This window comes from Streptomyces sp. NPDC052236 (assembly GCF_044548015.1).
In the GTDB taxonomy this organism is placed as follows: Bacteria; Actinomycetota; Actinomycetes; order Streptomycetales; family Streptomycetaceae; genus Streptomyces.
The window spans coordinates 14,812-33,619 of record NZ_JBIUBL010000049.1; the positions used below are offsets into that span (position 1 = coordinate 14,812).

Genomic DNA, 18,808 nt, shown 5'->3' on the forward strand with positions numbered 1-18,808 from the left:
TGCAGGCGCCGAACGCCGGAAGGTCCTGGGACAGCCGTTCGCCTCGGGGACGGTGGGGCGCTTCGCCGTGCGCTTAGCGGTCCGCCGCCCGCTGCAGGACGTTCTCCGCCAGCCCCCGGAACTCTTTGTAGCAGGTCTGCACGTACTTCTGAGTGCTGCCGAGGGCACCATCCGCGGCCTTGAGTTCGAACATCGGCTTCCGGGCATCATGCGCGAGCGGCATCAGGCTGCGATAGTTGCACAGCGTCGCGATGTGATGGCGGTCGTCGTCCGGCGCGGGGCTCTGTTCACCGAGTACGGCGGCGGAATAGACCCACGGGATGCGCTCCAGCCAGCGCTCGTACGCCTTGACGGGCCGGTCGAGGCGCATCTCCGGCTGCATGATGACGTAGCCCAGCGGAGTCATCTCGGCGGGGGAGCCGAAATCCCGGGCGGCACCTGGGGCAGGACGACCTGTCGCCAGTTGTGCCGCCATTCCCGGAGCGTCGGGCCGAGGTTGCTGAGTCCCTTGAGCGAGAACAAATCGGCGGCGAGCGGCATCAGCACACTGTCGGCGGCGATCAGCGCGGACCGGTTGATGGCTCCGAGGTTGGGGCCGACATCGATGAGGACGATGTCGGCGTCGACGCAGGCGGCGGCGTGCTCGACCATGCGGTGAAATGCGGTGGTGGTACGGATCGCGGCGATGTCCCCCGCGAACGACTTGAACCACTCGTTCGAGAGTTTGTCCTCGAAGCGGCTGAGGTCGAGGCTTCCCGGAAGCAGCCACAGCCCCGGTTTGAGCGATACCGGCTCCACAAGCGCGACATCGCCCGTCCCCTCCAGAATGGGACGCACTGCGTCGGCGACGGTCCGGTCGTCACGGACCCGTCCCACGCCCGGCAAGGTCGCCTCGACCGCCTCTTGGGCGATCAGCTCGGAGGAGTTGTCCCAGAGAGCCTCGATCTCGCTCTCGTCCAGGCACACGGACGTGAGGTTGGCCTGCGGGTCGAGGTCCACCGCAAGGACGTTCCGACCGAGGCGGCTGATCATGTGCGCCAAGTGGTAGGCGAGGGTGGTTTTGCCCACCCCGCCCTTGTTGTTGAACAGCGCGATCGATGTCGCGGTCATGTGGATCTCCGAAGGATTACGGCCAGGACGAGTCGTCCACCTGGAACTCGGCGGGCGGATTGCCGTTACGTTCCAGAGCTGCCCGCACCCGGCCGATTCCCCGGCCGAAGCGGTTGACGTAGCCGAGGCCCTTCAGCGCCGCGGCGAGAGACGGATTGCGGTAGTCCGTGACCACGTCGAAATTGTCGTCCCGCACCTGGCCGAAGGGCCCACCGGGATTCGTCACCTCGACGCAGTCATCGAACCAGACGATACGGGTGGGGGCATAGGAGGTCTCGTAGTTCCGGTGCATCAGGGCATTCATGCAGATCTCGCGGAGGGCCTCCAGCAGCGGATAGTCCGGGCGCGGCGTCTCGCGGAAGCCCTCGCCAACGATCCGGGTCCGCACATTGCTCCGCAGCAGGGGCTCCAGCCGGGCGGCGGTCCCGATGAGGCTGTCCACCGCCGGTAGGCCTGCGGTCGACGCGGGAATCGTTGTCAGGCCCGGCAATGACTGCCTGTTGATCTGTCGCAGCATCGCTTCCGACGGGTCCACACAGAGGATGGGCTGCTCGGGGTGGACGATGCGCGACACCTCCCGCGCGAACAACCCGGTGCCGCTCCCGATGTCGGCGATGCGGTCCGAGGAAGCGATGGACAGCGCCTCGGCAATGCGCGCGGACATCCAAGGGATGTAGTTCGGCCCGTACACCCAATGCTCGTCATACTCGGAGGCGATCTCCCCGTCTCACTGACTGGCTTTTGCTCCTGCGGTGCGTGTCACTGCTCGACCGTCAGCGCCCAGCTGATCGTGGGAGAAGCAGTGATCTGAATGATTCCTTCACTCCGCGCCCTCTTCAGCTGAATTTCGTTGTAGGTGCTGCTTACCTCGTGCTCCACGCATTTGAGCGGGAAACTGAGGCCCACCGGTTTGACGGAGACAGTGAGAGTTCCCTTTCCCTGACAATTGACCTGAACGCCCAAACGCCCCGCCCCGATCTCGTTCTTCACCGGCAGCGTCGCGTTTCCCTTGCGTGATGCCACGCTGAGGAGCACTTCTCCGTCGACGGGTTTGGGCGCCTTCGCGACTGTCTCACCCTCAATGTTCTCTGCCCTGTCACTGCTCTCAGCGGTGCTGGGGCGAGGTTGAGAGGGAGACGATGAAGACGGCTTCGCCTCGTTGTCCTCGCCCCCGGTGCAGCCGCCCGCGCCCAGCACCATCAGTGCGGCCATGAGCGTGCAGCAGGCTCCGGCCCGGCCGGAGGAGGGGCGGGTCAGCTTTCCCACAGGTACCAGCCGACTTTCAGAGGCGTGTAGCTGGTGACCTTCTTCTTGGTGCTGGTGTTGCAGTTGCTGTAGATCACGTAGCTCGTACCCGTGTGCTTGAGCCGGTATACGCCGTACTTTGCGTTGGTGGTCTTCTTCGCCGGGGTGTCGACCGCAATCGAATTGCCAAGCTTCGCAGTGAGTTTGACTGTGAGATTGACCTCGTACTTGGCCTCGATCTTGGCGACCATGACATCGATGCTCGTCTCCAGACCTGCTGTAACGCCGACACCCACCTCACCAGTGACTTCGGAGGTGAAGGTGGACCTCGCCGTACGGGACGTTCCGTTGTAGTTGGAGTTTGTCGCACCAACGGCCTTGTGGTACTGCCCACCCTTGCTGGTGGGCGTGTAGATCCGAGATGGACGGCAGTACTCGGCGCTCGGCTTGTCGCCCGGCTTGCTCGGCGGTCCAGTCTCCTCTGGCAGCGGCTCCGGGTCGGCAGGATCTTCGACCAAGCCGGACTCTTCAGGCTCCACAGGCGGTTCCGTATTGACGACCACAGGATCCTCCAAAGGAGGAATTGCGCTGGTCATCTGTGCGTGCGCCGGCGCCGCCATACCAGCGAGAGCCACGAACGCGATAGCGGAAACCACAGGTCCCCGCCTGACACTGATGCCCATGAAACACCTTCCCCCCTGCCGCCCCCCTTGGAACAGCTGTGGCAACAGTTAGTCATGCGCATGTCTGAACAGATAGAGGAACCATGAATTCCTGAGCAAAACTTGAACTATGCGGAGCGCGGCGCTACCGGTCGGGATGGCGCGGGGCGGTCACGAATACAAAAGCGGACGTCCCTTTCAGGCCATGGCCGATGAGCTGTCGAACAGTTCTCTCCAGAGGAATTGCGGAATCGGACTTATGGCGGTGCCGAATGGGATGACGTCGGCCTGGCTGCATCCGCGCACCTGCCGGGCGGCAGCGGGCTGTCAGCTGAGGTCTGCCGATTCAGACGGTAAGGCCCCCACCTGCTGTAGGCGTCCGGATGGGACAGCAGCAACGACCGCCGCCTACGACCGCAACGTCGGCCTCTGCGGAACCCCGCCCGCCACCGCCCGCTGCCTCGGCGCCGCCGTCCCCGTCCAGCACGTCCCCCTCCGCGAGAGCAGCCTCCGCAGCCACAGCTCCGTCGAGATCAGGTCCGCCAGCCCGTCCAGCGGCACCGGTTCGCCCTCCGAGGCCGCGCGCAGGGCCTTGCGGACCACTCGGGCCTCCACCAGGCCCGCGTCCGCGAGCAGCGGGGCGTCGAAGAGGGCCATCAGTTGCGGCAGCGCGACCCGCAGGCCCGCCCTCGCCGCCGCCGTTGACGAGGCGTGGGTCGTCGCGCCCCAGCCCAGTGGGAGGTCGTGGATGCCCGCCCCCGCCAGGACCGTGCGCAGGATGGCCGCGCGGGCCCCCGACTGGACCCGCAGTGATTCGGGGAGGTCGCGGCACGCCCGTACGACCTGGTTGTCGAGGAACGGCGCGTGCAGGCGCTGGCTGCGGATCTCCGCCGCCTGTTCCAGGATCCGCTGGTCCGAGGCGTGGCGGGCCAGGGCCGCCCGCGCGCGGGCCTCCCCGGGACGCTGCACCGACGTCGGGCGCGTCGCCGCCTCCATCAGGCGAACCGATACTTCTGCCAGCGCCTCGCCCGTGAGCCAGCGTGCCGCGGGCCCCGGCCGGGACCACGTGATCGCGGCCAGCGACGCTCCCAGCGGGCCGCCGTTGGACAGTTCGCCGTTCGACAGCCAGCCGCTCGACAGGACCCCACCGGGACGGTTCGCCTCCAGCAGCCGGTCCGCCGCCCGTTCCAGGCCGGTGCGGTACGGCGTACGGGCGAGCCGCCGCGCCGCCCGGTACACCCGCAGCGGGACGAACAGCGACTGCGGCGAGGGCCCCTCCGCCTGCACCAACGCCTTGACCGGACGCAGCAGATGCCGCCGCCGCCGGTCCAGCAGCAGGTCCGCCAGGCGTGCCGGATGCGCGTCCAGGACCTGGCGCGCCCCCGCCCCCGTGAAGTGGTCCGCGCTGCCCGCGGACAGCCGGCTCCGGTGGCGTTCCGCCGTCACCAGCGACGGCGCGGGCTCGTCCGTCAGCGGCCCGGTGTCCAGGCCCGCGTACGGCAGTCCCTCCTCCCCGGCCGCGACCACCACATGGTGCAGCCGCGGGTTGGAGGCGATCGCCCGCGCGCGCTCCAGTTCGGCTTCGCGTCCGCCCGTCACCAGGTCGTTGAAGGTGACCGCGAGCAGCCGCTCCCCCGCGCCCGTCCCATGGCCCAGGACCGTGCCCGGTACGCCCGGCAGCCCCGCCGCCAGCAGCGCGAGCGTGCCCGACGCGCTGCCGCCCGACAGGTCCGCCCCGATGCCCGGCGCCGGGCCGCCCCCGCGCGCGGCGCGCCGTTCGGCGGGACCCATCCCGGGCACGGGGCCGGGGTCCGGCAGTGGCATCTCGGGCGCGTGCCGCGGCGCGGTGAGCCTGGCCCGTACGGCATCGATCAGCGCGTCCCGTACGCCGTCGATGGCACGCTCCGCCTCGATCTGCGGCCCGGCGACGGCGAGCGACGCCACCGGCTCGTAGCCGGTGATCTCCCTGGACCCCTCGCGCAGGATCAGCGCGTGGCCCGGCGGGATCCGCTTCACCCCTTCGTACGGAGTCGAGTCGCGCAGCGCCTCCGGTGTCTCCGGGCAGGCCAGCAGCGCCGCCAAGTGTCCGATGTCCAGCTGCGCTTCGATGAGGTCGGCGAGTGGGAGCGCGGCGGTGGCGTACGCGGTGCCGTTCGCCCACGGCGTGTAGAAGACGGGTCTGGCCCCGGCCAGGTCGCCGACAATCGTGATCCGCCGGCCGACCTGTACGACCGCGGTGTAGCTGCCCGCCCACGCGGTCAGGTGGCGCAGCGCCCCGCCGCGCGCCGCGAACAGGCCCAGCCGCAGTTCCTCGTCACTGGCCGCGCAGCAGCCGAGGACGGCGAGCTTGGTCACGGGCGCCCCGCCGCCGGAGCGCTGGGAGGGAAAAGGGGCAGGGGGCGGATCGACGGTGACGACGCGCACCTCGTCGGGGCGCCAGTCACCGACCGCCCACAGTGGATCCGGGTCGCCCCACAGGAGTTGAGCGCCTACGGGGTGAATGGAGCGGCCCTCGTCGTACGAGCCGACGGACCCTGCCCCCGCCCCGGCCCCGGCCATACCCGTAACCGCGCCCGTACCGAAGTTCGCGGCGATACTGCTCCAGCCCACCAACCACCGCATCGCCGCCTCCACAGGCTGTGGACAAACTCAGACCCGCCAGGGCCGTGGCCGTTCAGGCCGTACCCGTTCGGGACCATGCTGCCACGAAGGAGGCGCACAGGAGGGGCTCTGGGTAGCGTACGCAAAATGCGAATGCGCCCCTGGCATTGGCGATTTGATGACGGCGGTGGGCGCGGCCGGACAGCGGCCCCGTGCGCACACAGGCCTAAAAGGGGCACGGCCGACGGGCAGCATTCAGCCATTCTCCGGGCCGCGCATGCGCCTGTCCGCGCGCACGTGCTGTGCACGCAGGGTGCACACATCGCGCTTACAGCGCGCATACACACAGTCCGGGAGGCGCTGCTCGCCTCCCGGACCGGTCCGCCGCCCGCGGGGATTGGGGCGGCGGCATCCCCCAGCCCACTGGTTCCAGTACGCAGTGGGCCGACCCACGCAGGACCCATGGAAGCGTCCGTGCACCAGCCGGGGCCAGAGCGCACGGGCGGGCGCACGGCCACACACCGGTAGCACGGCGACCACTCCGTGTCCGCAGGACCGACTACTCCAGCGCACAACAATCTCGCCATACGGAAGACCGCCCCTTAACGGTAGGGATGCGGCGAACTACGCTGTGTTTACTGATGTTCTCCGCAGGGGTGCATATTCCGAGGGGTTCGGCCAGGTGCTTTTGCAGCCGTGACCTCGTGGCTGATCACCGGGGGGAGAACACAGCACGAAAGCCGTGCGCCCAGGCAGCGACGCGGTGGCCGTCTGTGTGTCGAGGGGTGGCGCATGTCCAGGGAGCAACGCGGGCCGAACGAGAAACTCGGCACCGTTCTCGCCCTCGCGGGAATCAGCAACGCCGGTCTCGCCCGGCGGGTCAACGACCTCGGCGCTCAGCGCGGTCTGACCCTTCGCTACGACAAAACGTCCGTGGCCAGATGGGTGTCGAAGGGCATGGTGCCGCAGGGCGCCGCGCCCCATCTCATCGCCGCCGCCATAGGGGCCAAACTCGGCCGTCCCGTGCCGCTGCACGAGATCGGCCTGGCGGACGCCGATCCGGCCCCCGAGGTCGGACTGGCCTTCCCCCGGGACGTGGGCGAGGCGGTGAAATCAGCCACCGAGCTCTACCGCCTCGATCTTGCGGGCCGGCGGGCGGGCAGCGGAGGCATCTGGCAGTCGCTGGCCGGTTCGTTCGCAGTGAGCGCATACGCGACGCCCGCGTCCCGTTGGCTGATAACGCCCGCCGACGCGTCCGTCGAACGGTTGGTGCATCCCACCGACGAGTCTCCTGATACGTCCGACGCCGCCGACACGCCCGCGCGCGTGGGCCACAGCGATGTGGCCAAGCTGCGGGAGGCGGCGGAGGACGCGCGCCGCTGGGACTCCAAGTACGGGGGCGGGGACTGGCGTTCATCGATGGTGCCCGAGTGCCTGCGGGTTGACGCGGCCCCGCTGCTGCTCGGTTCGTACTCCGACGAAGTCGGCCGCGGCCTCTTCGGCGCGACGGCGGAACTGACCCGGCTGGCCGGCTGGATGGCCTTCGACACCGGGCAGCAGGAGGCGGCGCAGCGGTACTACATCCAGGCGCTGCGCCTGGCCCGCGCGGCGGCCGACGTCCCCCTGGGCGGGTATGTGCTGGCTTCGATGTCCTTGCAGGCGACGTACCGGGGGTTCGCGGACGAGGGCGTGGACCTGGCGCAGGCGGCGCTGGAGCGCAACCGCGGCCTCGCCACCGCCCGCACGATGAGCTTCTTCCGGCTGGTGGAGGCACGGGCGCACGCGAAGGCGGCCGACGCGGTGGCGGCAGGGGCGGCGCTCAAGGCGGCGGAGGGCTGGCTGGAGCGCTCACGGTCCGGCGACGCCGACCCGACCTGGCTGGGCTTCTACTCGTACGACCGGTTCGCGGCGGACGCGGCGGAGTGCTACCGCGACCTGAAGGCGCCGCGCCAGGTGCGGCGCTTCACGGAGCAGGCGCTGTCGCGGCCGACGGAGGAGTTCGTACGGTCGCACGGGCTGCGCCTGGTGGTGTCGGCGGTGGCGGAGCTGGAGTCGGGGAACCTGGACGCGGCGTGCGCGGCGGGCACGCGCGCGGTGGAGGTCGCGGGGCGGATCTCGTCGGCGCGGACCACCGAGTACGTACGGGATCTGCTGCACCGCCTTGAGCCGTACGGCGACGAGCCGCGGGTCGTGGAGCTGCGGGAGCGGGCGCGGCCGCTGCTGGTGACTCCGGCGTAGAACTTTCTCGGAGAACTTCCTCGGAGATCTTCCTCGAACTTCCTCATGGTCGTGGTCCACGTGGTTTAAGAGCGTTGTCAGTGGGCCAGTGCACTATCGGGGTGGGAGGTGACGCGGTGACGTCGTCTGAGCAGGGCTTCGACTGTGACGTGCTGGTGATCGGCGGCGGGATCGTCGGCCTGTCGACGGCGTACGCACTGTCGCGCGCGGCTCCCGGGACGCGGGTGACGGTCCTGGAGAAGGAGTCCGGCCTCGCCAGGCACCAGACCGGGCGGAACAGCGGAGTGATCCACAGTGGCATCTACTACCGGCCTGGCTCGCTGAAGGCGCGGTTCGCGGTGCACGGCGCGGCCGAGATGATCGCCTTCTGCGCGGAGTACGGGATTGAGCACAAGGTCGGCGGAAAGCTGATCGTCGCGACCGGGCGGGAGGAGCTGCCCCGGCTGCACGCCCTGGTCCAGCGGGGCCGGGAGAACGGCATTCCGGTGCGGGAGCTGGGTCCGGCGCAGATCGCGGAGTACGAGCCGGAGGTGCGCGGACTGGCGGCGATCCGGGTCGGGGCGACGGGGGTGTGCGACTTCGGGGCGGTGGCGGCGCGGCTCGCGGAGGCGTCCGGCGCGGAGATCCGGTACGGCGAGGAGGTCACGGCGGTCGACCGCCGGACCTGGGGCGTCGCGGTGCGCACGGCATCGGGGACGGTGGTCCGGGCGCGGGTGCTGGTCAATTGCGCGGGCCTGCACTGCGACCGGGTGGCGCGGATGGCGGGCGATGACCCGGGGATGCGGATCGTCCCCTTCCGGGGCGAGTACTACGAGCTGGCCCGGCCCGGTCTGGTGCGGGGGCTGGTGTATCCGGTGCCGGACCCCGCGTTCCCGTTCCTGGGCGTGCATCTGACACGGGGCATCGACGGCGGCGTCCACGCCGGCCCGAACGCGGTCCTTGCGCTGTCCCGCGAGGGCTACACCTGGTCGGCGGTGCGGCCCCGGGAGCTGGCGGGGACGCTTGGCTGGCCGGGCTCCTGGCGGATAGCGCGCAGGCACTGGCGGTACGGGGTGGGGGAGGTGCACCGCTCGCTCTCGAAGCGCGCGTTCACGGCGGCGGTGCGGCGACTGCTGCCGAGGGTGACGGAGGCGGACCTGCGGCCCGCGCCGGCGGGGGTGCGGGCGCAGGCGGTGCTACGGGACGGGACGCTGGCGGACGATTTCCTGATCCGGGAGGCGGCGCGGACGGTGCATGTGCTGAACGCGCCTTCGCCGGCGGCGACGGCGTCGCTGCCGATCGGGAGAGAGGTGGCGGGGCGAGCGCTGAGGGCGCTGTCGGCGGGTGGGGTGGTGCGGGCGGGGGCGGGCTGAGCCTGGGGGCGTTTCAGACGGCCCGCACCAGGTCGGCGGTTAAATCACCCATACCCCGGCTCGCCATACAATCGACGCACTGTGTCTGAGCTCCGGGAAACCAACCCCCACCCCGTCCCCCGCCCCAAAACCGCCCCCCGCTTTCCCGGGGGGCCCGCTGCCGATCCCGCCGGGGATCATCATGAGCGGCGGATTCGCAGCTTTCAGCCGCGGCGGAGTCGGGTGGCTCCCGGGCAGCGTGACGCGTTGGAGCGGCTGTGGCCCGTGTGGGGGATCGATATCGATGGGCTGCGCGTGCTCGACCTCGATGAGATGTTCGGGGGGCTGCCCGTCGTCCTGGAGATCGGGTTCGGGATGGGCGAGGCCACCGCTCTGATGGCCGCCGAAGATCCCGGCACCGGGATTCTCGCCGTCGACGTGCACACACCCGGCCAGGGCAATCTGCTCGTCCTCGCCGAGCGGAACGGACTGTCGAACATACGCGTCGCCAACGGCGACGCGATCATCCTGCTCCAGAAGATGCTCCCGCCCGACTCGCTCGACGGGATCCGCGTCTACTTTCCCGACCCCTGGCCCAAGAAGCGGCACCACAAGCGGCGGCTGATTCAGCCCGAGTTCCTCACCCTCGCCGCCCGCCGCATGAAGCCCGGCGCGGTCCTCCACTGCGCGACCGACTGGGAGCCGTACGCCGAGCAGATGCTCGACGTGTTCACGGCGCATCCGGACTTCGAGAACACCCAGCCCGGCGGCGGCTACGCGCCCCGGCCCGAATTCCGTCCGCTGACCCGTTTCGAGGGCCAGGGCCTGGACAAGGGGCACACAGTCCACGATCTGCTGTTCCGCCGCCGGTCCGACACCGTATAAACGTTCACCGGCACGTCAGGCGCCATCGCCAGTTGTCAGTGTCCCTCGTTAGGGTCATGAGGTGTCCGAGTCGCCCCCGCAGCAGCAGCTCTCACCACAGCCACCGCACCCGGCGGTACCGAGACCGGTGCCAAGCGAAGTGCCGATGCTCGGCGCCCTCCCGCAGCCGCGCCGCGTCACCCGGCTCTGGCGCAGCAAGGCCGTGCGCGCGGGCCTGGTGATCACTCTCCTCGCGCTCTCCGGTCTCGTCATCCTCGCCCTCGTACGCGAACAGACCGGCACTCACGGCTTCCTGGTCGGTCTCGGACTCGCCACCCTCCCCGTCCCCCTCCTCATGGCCGCCTTCCGCTGGCTGGACCGCGTCGAGCCGGGCCCCTGGAAGAATCTGCTCTTCGCCTTCGCCTGGGGCGCCTGCGCCGCCGCCCTCGTCGCGATCATCGCGAACACCTTCGCGACCCGCTGGATAGCCACCGCTACCGCCGATCCGGCGAGCGCGGACACCCTCGGCGCGACCGTGATAGCCCCGATCGTCGAGGAGAGCGCCAAGGCCGCCGCGGTCCTGCTCATCTTCCTGTTCCGCAGACGGGACTTCACCGGGATCGTCGACGGTGTCGTCGTGGCCGGTTTCACCGCGACCGGCTTCGCCTTCACCGAGAACATCCTCTATCTCGGCAACGCCTTCGGTGAGGACCAGCAGATAGGCACCTCGGGGCTCGCCTCGGTGACCGCCGCGACCTTCTTCGTACGGATCGTGATGTCGCCGTTCGCGCACCCGCTCTTCACCGTACTGACGGGCATCGGCTTCGGGATCGCCGCGCTCTCCGCGCGTCGCGCGCGAATACGCCGCGTCGCGCTGCCGCTGCTGGGCCTCGCCCTCGCGATGGGCATGCACGCCCTGTGGAACAGCTCGGCGTCGCTGTTCGGCCCGTGGGGCTTCTACGCCGTGTACGGGGCGTTCATGGTCCCGGCGTTCGGGCTGCTGACCTGGCTGTCGATCTGGACCCGGCAGCGCGAGCTGCGCACGATATCCGCCGAGCTGCCCGCGTACGCCGCGGCCGGCTGGCTCGCCCACACCGAACCGCGCGCGCTCTCCTCGATGCGGGCGCGCACGGTGGCACGCGACTTCGCCCGGCGCACACACGGACGGGCCGCGGCGCACACCGTGTCGGAGTACGAGGCGTACGCGACGTCCCTGGCGTTTCTGCGCCGAAGGGCCCACCGCGGCGCGGCGGGCCCTGACTTCGTGGAGCGCGAGCAGGAGCTGCTGCACCATCTGTGGCAGCGCAAGCACGTGGCCGGTCCCGCGCTGACGTACGCGGCACGGGCGACGGGCCGGGTGCGGACACCGCCGCCGTACCGGGACTACAGCGGGCCCAACCCGTACCGGCACTAGGGACGAGGGACCGACTCAGATCGTCAGGCCCTTGCCCCGCAGCCAGGCCATCGGGTCGATGGGCGAGCCGCCCGCCGTGAACACCTCAAGGTGCAAATGCGCGCCGGTGACATTGCCGGTCGCGCCGACGCGGCCGATCGTCTGGCCCGTCGCCACCTTCTGCCCAACGCTGACCGACATGGACGACTGGTGGGCGTACCAGACCTCCGTACCGTCCTCCAGCTCCAGGATCGTGCGGTAGCCGTACGATCCGGACCAGCCCGCCTCCTTGACCGTGCCGCTGTGCACCGCCTTGACCGGCGTGCCCGTGGGCGCGGCGAAGTCCAGGCCGGTGTGGTAGCCCGACGACCACAGGGAGCCGGCCTGGCCGTACGTGGACGTGATCGTGTACGAGGAGGTGGGGAGCGCGTAGCTCGTGGCGAGCTTGGCGAGCCGGTCGGCCTCCGCCTTGGCCGCGCGCGCGTCGGCCGCCTTCCGGTCGGCCTCGGCCTGCGCCTCCGCCGTGGTCAGCTGCTTCGTCGCCTCCGCGGCTGCCTTCTCCGCGGCGAGCCTCTCGGCGTCCGCCCTGGCCTCGGCGTCCGCCACGGCCTGCTGCTGTTCGACCTGCTGGAGGATCCGGGCGCGCAGTGCCTCGCCCGCGCCGGCCGCGCTCTGCGTGGCGTTCCCGGCTCCCTCCCCGGTGAAGCTCGCCGGCGTGACCGCCGTGACGTCCCCCGTGTCGGAGGAGTCGTCCGCGTCGTCGGAGCCGTCGGACAGCCAGGCGCCCACGCCCGGCAGGGACTCGGCGTCGGGCAGGCTGTCCACTACCGAGTCGGGAAGCGATATGGAGACCGCCGGCTTCTCCTGCGCGGTGGCGATGCCGCCCGCGCCGACCGCCGCGATCACGCCGACGCCGAGCACCGTGGAGCTACGGGCGAGTCCGCCGCGCTGCTTCATGACACGGTGCCGGCCACGTACCGGAAGGACGGAGTCCTTGGTGGGGTTCCATTCCTCCCAGCCCCGCTCCGCCCCCTCGTTACCGAAGAATTCAGATGGAGAAGGTGCTACGGGGGCAGGGGTATTGGACGCCACGGAGGCGTACTCCTTTCCTTCCTTCTCGCCTACCGGGTTAGCTGACGGGTTCGGAGCAGGAAGGTCTCCTACGGGTGCCTCCGCCGCGAAAAGAGCGGCAAAGGATGCCCGATTCACCCCAATTGGTGGTTCCCCGGTTTCCTTGCGAAATTCGGCGCACGCGCACGGTGCCGTCTCTGGCGACGACTGGGACGACCGCGCTGCGTTATCGAACGTTAATAGACACCAGGGCCGGATACCAAGCGGTTCTGGGTATTCATTAAGAACGCCGGCCGGGACTTACCAGGACACAAGCTGCCTGAATGGGGCGACTTGATCGTCCATCAGGCCGCGTCACACCACCCCGCCAGCTTGACGGTATGTCACATGCTATGCGGAGGGATGTCATTCGACTACGCAGGGTGCCGACCGTCCCCGGGGCGGCGGACCGCCAGCAGCGCCAGGTCGTCGCTCAAGCCGCCGCCTGTATGCAGTCGTACGTCCGCGGTCAGCGCGTCCAGCAGCTCCTCCGGCCCCGGGAAGACCCGGCCGCGGAGCCGCTCGCGGGGATCGTAGAAGACACCGTGCGCGTCGCGCGCCTCCGACAGCCCGTCCGTGTAGAGGAGCAGCGTGCCCCCGGCGGGGAGCGGATGCTCGTCGGCCCGGTCCGGCCCGCTGCCCAGCTCGCCCATCCCCAGCGGCAGCGCGTGCTCGCTCGGCTCCAGGACCTCCAGACCGCCGTCGGCGTACAGCATCAGCGGCTCCGGATGGCCCCGGTTCACCACCCGTACCCCGCCCCGCCCGCGCGGGATCTCGGCGAGTACAGCCGTGGTGAACCCCTCGACGACGTCCAGCCCGTCGCGCCGCGTCCCCTCCCGCGCGAGCGCGCGCTCCAGGCGCTGGGCGACGGCCTCGATCGAGCCCTCGTGCTCGGCGGCCTCGCGGAAGGCGCCGATGACGACGGCCACGGCCTCGACCGCGTCGAGCCCCTTGCCCCGGACGTCGCCCACGACCAGGCGTACGCCGTACGGAGTGTCCTGTACGGCGTAGAGGTCGCCGCCGATGGACGCGCCCGCCTGCGCCGCCTCGTACCGCGCCGCGACGCGCAGCCCGCCGATGCGTTCGGCGGGGGTGGGCAGCACGGCGCGCTGCGCTGTCTCGGCGATGACCCGGGCCGAGGCCAGCCGCTCGCCACCACGCCGTACGACCCGGTTGATGAGCAGCGCGAGCCCGGAGACGGTGATCAAGGTGAACATCTCGGTGTACGCCGTGACCTCCGACACGGTCTCGTTGTAGAGGCGCAGGCTGACCATGGCCACGGTGGCGACGAGGCCGGTCAGCAGCGTGGTGAGCCAGGAGAAGAAGGGCGCGGCAATCAGCGGGGCAGCAGCGAAGAGCGGCACCGCCGTGAATCGGGGTGGCGTCGCGAGGTCGAAGGCGAGCCCGCCGGTGATCATGAGTGTGGGCAGCGCACGGATGAAGCGGCGAGCGCCGACAACCCCGGTACCGATGCCGTGCCGCCTTGGGTGCCCCACCTCTGATCTCCTGACCGGTCCGCCCTTGTCAGGTCTCAGGCTGGCCGCAGCCGCGCCGGGCAGCCAATCGCCGTCGGCCAACCGGGCGCACGCCATACGCGCATAGGACATGCGCGCATACGACAGTGGCCCGGCACTCTTTCGAGTGCCGGGCCACTGTCTTCTAGTAGCGGGGGCAGGATTTGAACCTACGACCTCTGGGTTATGAGCCCAGCGAGCTACCGAGCTGCTCCACCCCGCGCCGCTGAACACAACTCTACGCCATCCGGAGCACGGTCGACGCCACCCCGGCGGGAGGGCTCGCTGCCACGCCCGCGGGAGGCTCACTGCGGTGCCAGCCTCGCGGCTCGCATCCGCAGATACCGCGTCTCGGGATTGGAGAGCGTGCGCTGCGCGGCCCGCTGATACGCGGCCCGCGCACCCTCGGCGTCGCCCGCCTTCTCCAGCAGGTGCGCGCGTACGGCGTCGAGCCGGTGGTGTCCCGCCAGCCGGTCCTCCAGCTTGGCGACTTCCGCGAGCCCCGCCACCGGGCCGTGCACCATGGCGACGGCCACGGCCCGGCCCAGTTCGGCCATGGGCTCGGGAGTACGGCGTACGAGAAAGTCGTACAGCCCAAGAATCTGCGGCCAGTCGGTGTCCTCGGCGCGCGCCGCCTCGTCGTGCAGCGCCGCGATCGCCGCCTGCAGCTGGTAGGGACCGGCGGGCCCCTCGGCGAGGGCCTCTTCCACCAGGGCGCAGCCCTCCGCGATCAGCGCCCGGTCCCAGCGCCCGCGGTCCTGCTCGTCGAGCGGGACGATTTCGCCGTACGGTCCGGTGCGGGCCGCGCTGCGGGCCTCGGTGAGCAGCATCAGCGCCAGCAGCCCGGTGACCGCGCCTTCCCTGGGCAGCAGCCTGCGTACGGACCGGGTCAGCCGGATCGCTTCGCGCGCGAGGTCCGCGCGGTGGAGATCGCTGCCGGAGGTCGCCGTATAGCCCTCGTTGAAGATCAGGTAGAGCACCTGGAGCACGACGGCCAGCCGCTGATCGCGGTCCTCGGCCCCCGGCTGCCGGAACGGCGCCCCCTTGACCTTCGCCTTCGCCCTGCTGATGCGCTGCGCCATCGTCGCCTCGGGCACCAGATGCGCGCGGGCGACCTCGGCCGTCGTCAGACCGCCGACGGCCCGCAGGGTGAGCGCGACCTGCGCGGCCGGCGTGAGCTCGGGGTGGCAGCACAGGAAGAGCAGGGTGAGGGTGTCGTCGTCGGACGGCGCGCGGCTCTCGCCGGGCGGCGGCGCGGTGAAGGCGTCGCGCGGGGTGAGCTGGGCGGCCGTCTCCTCGCGCCTGCGCCGCGCCTCCTCGCTGCGCAGCTGGTCGGTGAGGCGGCGCGCGGCCACCTTGATCAGCCAGCCGCGCGGATTGTCGGGGAGGCCCTCGCGCGGCCACTGCTGCGCGGCGGCGAGCAGCGCCTCCTGTACGGAGTCCTCGGCCAGGTCGAAGTGCCCGTACCGGCGCACCAGCACGCCGAGGACCTGCGGCGCGTGCAGGCGCAGCAGGTCCTCGATGTCGGTCGTACGTCTCAACACACACCGTCTCCGGAACCGTCCTGGATGGGCCGGATGACCACCGGGAAGACGGGCGCGCCCGCGGGGGCCGGGCACTGCGCGACGCGCGCGGCGATCTCGGTGACCCGCTCCAGGCTCTCGCATTCCAGAACCCAGTACCCGGCGAGTACCTCCTTGGTCTCACCGTAGGGGCCGTCCGTGATCACCGGGCGGCCGTCCGGGCCCGCAGTGACGAAGCGGGTCTGCGCGGGTTCGGTCAGTCCCTGCGCGTCGACGAGCTCACCGGACTCGGCGAGGTCGTTGTTGATGCCTTCCATGAAGGAGAACATCGCCTGGAGCTCCTTCTCGCTCCAGGCAGGGCTGTGCTCGGAGGGCTTGCCGGTCATCGCGTCGTAGTCGGCCTGCGTGCCCCGCACCATCACCAGATACTTCATGACTTCGCTCCTTCGGATGAATCACCTGAGTCGCTGCCCTTGTGGGCAACTTTCACAGGGGACGTCGTGGCCGACGACGGGTTCTCGACATCCTCTCGGCACTTCTTTTGGAATTTTCTCGGAACCACGTGCAACGCACGCTCGGCGCCAAAGCATCTGAGGTGGGCAGGCTTTGCTCTCGGAGAGACAGGAACGCGGCAGACATGGGATTTCGGATGAGCGCCGGGGCGGCCCTGGCCGCGGCAGTGGTCGTACTGACGAGCGGTACGGCGCACGCCGCCCCGGGGTGGGAGGCACCGACGCTGCCCGTCACGGGGAATGGCGCGCTGCTCGGGGTCACGCGGGTGGACAGCCACATCAGCTGGGCCTACGGCATAGGGGTGACCCGGGAGGGCCGCGCGGAGCGTCACTCGCCGCTGCTGCTCTCGTACGACGACCGGAAGAGCGCGGCGGGCTGGCGGGAGGTGCCGGTGCCCGCGTTCGGCGAAACCTCCAACCGCATCTCCTCGGTCAGCGCCCTGTCCGCGCGCGACGCGTGGATGGTGAGCGACTGGGAGCAGACGCGCGGCGGCATCCTCACGCAGCACTGGGACGGTACGGCGTGGCGGCAGGTCACCGCCCCGATGCCGGCCGGGAAGTTCACGGACGGCGGCCTGCTGGACGTGTCCACGCGGGCGAGCGACGACGCGTGGGCGGTGGGCTGGGCGACGTTCATCGACAGTGAGCGGCCCAACCCGGACAAGCCGGGCGGCACGATCTACGAGACGCACGCCGAGGCCCTCGTGGAGCACTGGGACGGTACGTCCTGGCAGGTCATGCCCATGCCGCGCGCCGCTGACAACTGGCTCACGTCGGTGACGGCGATCGCGGCGGACGATGTGTGGGCCTCGGGCTACAGCGACGAGGACACGCCCGTCGCGTACCACTACGACGGGACGGCGTGGTCGCAGGTCCCGGTGCCGTACAGCGGAATCAACGGCGAGCTCATCGACCTGGAGGTGCGTGGTCCCAACGACATCTGGGCGGCGGGCCGGGTGCTGCTGGACGAGGAGGACCGGGGCCATGCTCTGGTCGCGCACTGGAACGGCCGCGTGTGGCGGCAGGTTCCGGTGCCCAGCGGCACGGGCAGGGTGAGGGACCTGACGCTGACGCCCGCCGGCGTGGTCATCGTCGGGCAGGAGCTGGACGGTACGTCCTACGCCATGAGGCGCGACGGCGCGCGCTGGACGAGGCTCGCCGTGCCGGACGGGGGTACGAGCAGCCGTTATCTGGCCTCGGCGGCCTGGACCTGGCAGGGACTGACCATCGCGGGCACGGACTTCGACGCCGAGGGCCTGCCGAAGCCCGTACTGCTCACGGACTGAACTCACGGACTGAACTCGCGGACAGGGCGCGCTGCATGAGCCGCGTGTCTATCCAGCGGCCGTGCTTGTAGCCGACGCCGGTCAGCAGTCCGGCGTCGGCGAAGCCGAAGCGGCGGTGCAGCGCGGCGGAACCGGTGGAGCCGGCCGAGCCGGTGTCCGTGATGACCGCGATCATCTGGTGCAGACCGGCCCGGGTGCTCTCGGCCAGCAGCGCGCCGAGCAGCGCTGCACCCAGGCCCCGGCCGGTGCGGTCGGGGGCGACGTAGATCGTGTCCTCCACGGTGTGGCGGTACGCCGGTCTGTCCCGCCAGGGTCCGGCGTACGCGTACCCCGCCACCTCACCGGACAACTCGGCCACCAGGAATGGCAGGCCGCGGCCGGTGAGGTGGTCGAGCCGCTGGTGCCACGCGGCGACGGTCGGCGGGGTCTCCTCGAAGGTGGCCACGGTGTGGGTGACGTAGTGCGTGAAGATCTCGGCCACGGCCTTGAGATCCGCGGGTACGGCTGGGCGGATGATCGCCTCGTTCATCTCGGGAGCTGCCACGAACGCGTACTCATTTCTCTATAGCGGAAACTGTGCCATTATAGCGAAATGTTGGACCTCGCGGCATTGGGCCGGCACATCCAGGCACTGCGGCACAGCCGTGGCCAGACTCTCCAGCGGCTGGCAGCGGTCGCCGAGGTGAGCGTGAGCATGCTGTCCTCGGTGGAACGAGGCCAGAAGGCGCCCACAGTCGTCGTACTCGCCCGTATCGCGGACGGTCTCGGCGTCCCGCTCACGGAGCTGGTCGCACAGCCCGACGACGACCGGATCATCGTGCGGCGCGCCACCGAACAGGACACGGTGGACGAACCGGGAGGGTGGCGGCGGACGATCCTCACGCCGGTCGTGCCGGGCGTGAACTTCGAATGGATCCGGACCACGCTGCCGGCGGGCTGCGACGCGGGACAGTTCCCGGCGTACGCTCCGGGCTCCCATGAGTTCATCGTGGTGGAAGCGGGCACCGTCCAGCTCACGCTGGGGGAGCGCTCCGTGGAGCTGGGGGAGGGGGACTCGCTGTACTTCGCCGCCGACGTCACCCACGCGTACGCGAACCGTGGCGCCGATCCGTGCACGTACTACATCGCGGCACTGATCATGCGACCGCGGGCGGCCCAGCTGCGAGGCGGCGGGCCGTCCCCGCCGTAGGCAGCACTGTAGAGGCAGCGCGCTTCAGGGGCTGACCCGGCCGGCGCCACGGCCCGGTACTGCCGCTGCCGCTGCCGCCACCATCGCCTCCGGGCCCAGCCCCTCGCCGCACCTGAACGCCGCCTCGAAGGGGGGGCCCCCCCCCCCCCCCCCCCCCGCCCCCCCCCCCCCCCCCGGCCGCGCGGGCCCCCCCCCCCCCCCCGCGGGGGCGGGGGGCGCGGCGGCGGGGC

General features: G+C 70.6%; 17 protein-coding genes, 1 tRNA gene and 1 riboswitch. Of the genes, 6 read left to right on the plus strand and 12 right to left on the minus strand.

Going from position 1 to position 18,808, the window contains the following annotated elements:
- Positions 1-73: 73 nt before the first annotated feature.
- From ACIHCQ_RS42460 to ACIHCQ_RS42485, 6 genes are all read right to left on the minus strand, one after another.
- The gene (locus ACIHCQ_RS42460) at positions 74-406 is read right to left on the minus strand and encodes a hypothetical protein (protein ID WP_399674415.1); all 333 of its coding nucleotides are present in this window, start codon (positions 404-406) and stop codon (positions 74-76) included.
- Positions 403-1,110: a ParA family protein gene (locus ACIHCQ_RS42465; RefSeq protein ID WP_399674417.1), complete on the minus strand. Its 708-nt coding sequence runs from the start codon at positions 1,108-1,110 to the stop codon at positions 403-405. The genes ACIHCQ_RS42460 and ACIHCQ_RS42465 overlap by 4 nt, the downstream gene beginning before the upstream one ends.
- Positions 1,111-1,126: 16 nt before the next feature.
- Positions 1,127-1,774, minus strand: coding sequence for an ATP-binding protein (locus ACIHCQ_RS42470; RefSeq protein WP_399674418.1), 648 nt, complete (start codon positions 1,772-1,774; stop codon positions 1,127-1,129).
- A 95-nt stretch (positions 1,775-1,869) separates the two neighbouring features.
- The gene (locus tag ACIHCQ_RS42475) at positions 1,870-2,376 is read right to left on the minus strand and encodes a hypothetical protein (RefSeq protein WP_399674419.1); all 507 of its coding nucleotides are present in this window, start codon (positions 2,374-2,376) and stop codon (positions 1,870-1,872) included.
- The gene (locus ACIHCQ_RS42480) at positions 2,364-3,038 is read right to left on the minus strand and encodes a hypothetical protein (protein ID WP_399674420.1); all 675 of its coding nucleotides are present in this window, start codon (positions 3,036-3,038) and stop codon (positions 2,364-2,366) included. The genes ACIHCQ_RS42475 and ACIHCQ_RS42480 overlap by 13 nt, the downstream gene beginning before the upstream one ends.
- A 387-nt stretch (positions 3,039-3,425) precedes the next feature.
- Entirely contained in the window at positions 3,426-5,639 is a 2,214-nt protein-coding gene (locus tag ACIHCQ_RS42485; RefSeq protein ID WP_399674421.1) for an asparagine synthase-related protein, read from the minus strand.
- A gap of 771 nt (positions 5,640-6,410) precedes the next feature.
- Here ACIHCQ_RS42485 and ACIHCQ_RS42490 point away from each other — a divergent pair.
- The 4 genes from ACIHCQ_RS42490 to ACIHCQ_RS42505 all read left to right on the plus strand — a co-directional run bounded on the left by ACIHCQ_RS42490 (position 6,411) and on the right by ACIHCQ_RS42505 (position 11,465).
- Positions 6,411-7,856 (plus strand): MFS transporter, encoded by a 1,446-nt coding sequence (locus tag ACIHCQ_RS42490; RefSeq protein ID WP_399674423.1) that lies wholly within the window; start codon positions 6,411-6,413, stop codon positions 7,854-7,856.
- 116 nt (positions 7,857-7,972) lie between these two features.
- Positions 7,973-9,208 (plus strand): L-2-hydroxyglutarate oxidase, encoded by a 1,236-nt coding sequence (gene lhgO / locus ACIHCQ_RS42495; RefSeq protein WP_399674425.1) that lies wholly within the window; start codon positions 7,973-7,975, stop codon positions 9,206-9,208.
- 81 nt (positions 9,209-9,289) lie between these two features.
- Complete coding sequence (gene trmB, locus ACIHCQ_RS42500) at positions 9,290-10,072, plus strand: tRNA (guanosine(46)-N7)-methyltransferase TrmB (protein ID WP_399674427.1); 783 nt, start codon at positions 9,290-9,292, stop codon at positions 10,070-10,072.
- A 61-nt stretch (positions 10,073-10,133) separates the two neighbouring features.
- Positions 10,134-11,465, plus strand: coding sequence for a PrsW family intramembrane metalloprotease (locus tag ACIHCQ_RS42505; RefSeq protein ID WP_399674429.1), 1,332 nt, complete (start codon positions 10,134-10,136; stop codon positions 11,463-11,465).
- Between the two features lie 15 nt (positions 11,466-11,480).
- Here the strand turns inward: ACIHCQ_RS42505 and ACIHCQ_RS42510 are convergent, their stop codons facing one another.
- The 5 genes from ACIHCQ_RS42510 to ACIHCQ_RS42530 form a co-directional block, all read right to left on the minus strand.
- Entirely contained in the window at positions 11,481-12,536 is a 1,056-nt protein-coding gene (locus ACIHCQ_RS42510) for a M23 family metallopeptidase (protein WP_399674431.1), read from the minus strand.
- An 11-nt stretch (positions 12,537-12,547) separates the two neighbouring features.
- Positions 12,548-12,703: riboswitch (cyclic di-AMP (ydaO/yuaA leader) on the minus strand.
- Between the two features lie 225 nt (positions 12,704-12,928).
- Positions 12,929-14,050 (minus strand): PP2C family protein-serine/threonine phosphatase, encoded by a 1,122-nt coding sequence (locus ACIHCQ_RS42515; protein ID WP_399674433.1) that lies wholly within the window; start codon positions 14,048-14,050, stop codon positions 12,929-12,931.
- A 167-nt stretch (positions 14,051-14,217) separates the two neighbouring features.
- Positions 14,218-14,291 (minus strand) — tRNA-Met (locus tag ACIHCQ_RS42520).
- Between the two features lie 82 nt (positions 14,292-14,373).
- Positions 14,374-15,609: an RNA polymerase sigma factor gene (locus ACIHCQ_RS42525; protein WP_399674435.1), complete on the minus strand. Its 1,236-nt coding sequence runs from the start codon at positions 15,607-15,609 to the stop codon at positions 14,374-14,376.
- A complete protein-coding gene (locus tag ACIHCQ_RS42530; RefSeq protein WP_399674436.1) occupies positions 15,606-16,025 on the minus strand; it encodes a YciI family protein in 420 nt (139 codons plus the stop codon). The genes ACIHCQ_RS42525 and ACIHCQ_RS42530 overlap by 4 nt, the downstream gene beginning before the upstream one ends.
- Positions 16,026-16,240: 215 nt before the next feature.
- On the opposite strand from ACIHCQ_RS42530, the gene ACIHCQ_RS42535 reads away from it, so the two are divergent.
- On the plus strand, positions 16,241-17,389 hold the full coding sequence (locus tag ACIHCQ_RS42535; RefSeq protein WP_399674438.1) for a hypothetical protein: 1,149 nt from the start codon (positions 16,241-16,243) through the stop codon (positions 17,387-17,389).
- On the opposite strand, the gene ACIHCQ_RS42540 is transcribed toward ACIHCQ_RS42535, so the two are convergent.
- Positions 17,379-17,918, minus strand: a complete 540-nt coding sequence (locus ACIHCQ_RS42540) for a GNAT family N-acetyltransferase (protein ID WP_399674444.1) — start codon at positions 17,916-17,918, stop codon at positions 17,379-17,381. The two genes, ACIHCQ_RS42535 and ACIHCQ_RS42540, sit on opposite strands and share 11 nt — an antisense overlap.
- Before the next feature lie 63 nt (positions 17,919-17,981).
- Here ACIHCQ_RS42540 and ACIHCQ_RS42545 point away from each other — a divergent pair, with 63 nt between their 5' ends.
- A complete protein-coding gene (locus ACIHCQ_RS42545) occupies positions 17,982-18,578 on the plus strand; it encodes a helix-turn-helix domain-containing protein (RefSeq protein ID WP_399674440.1) in 597 nt (198 codons plus the stop codon).
- Positions 18,579-18,808: the final 230 nt, after the last annotated feature.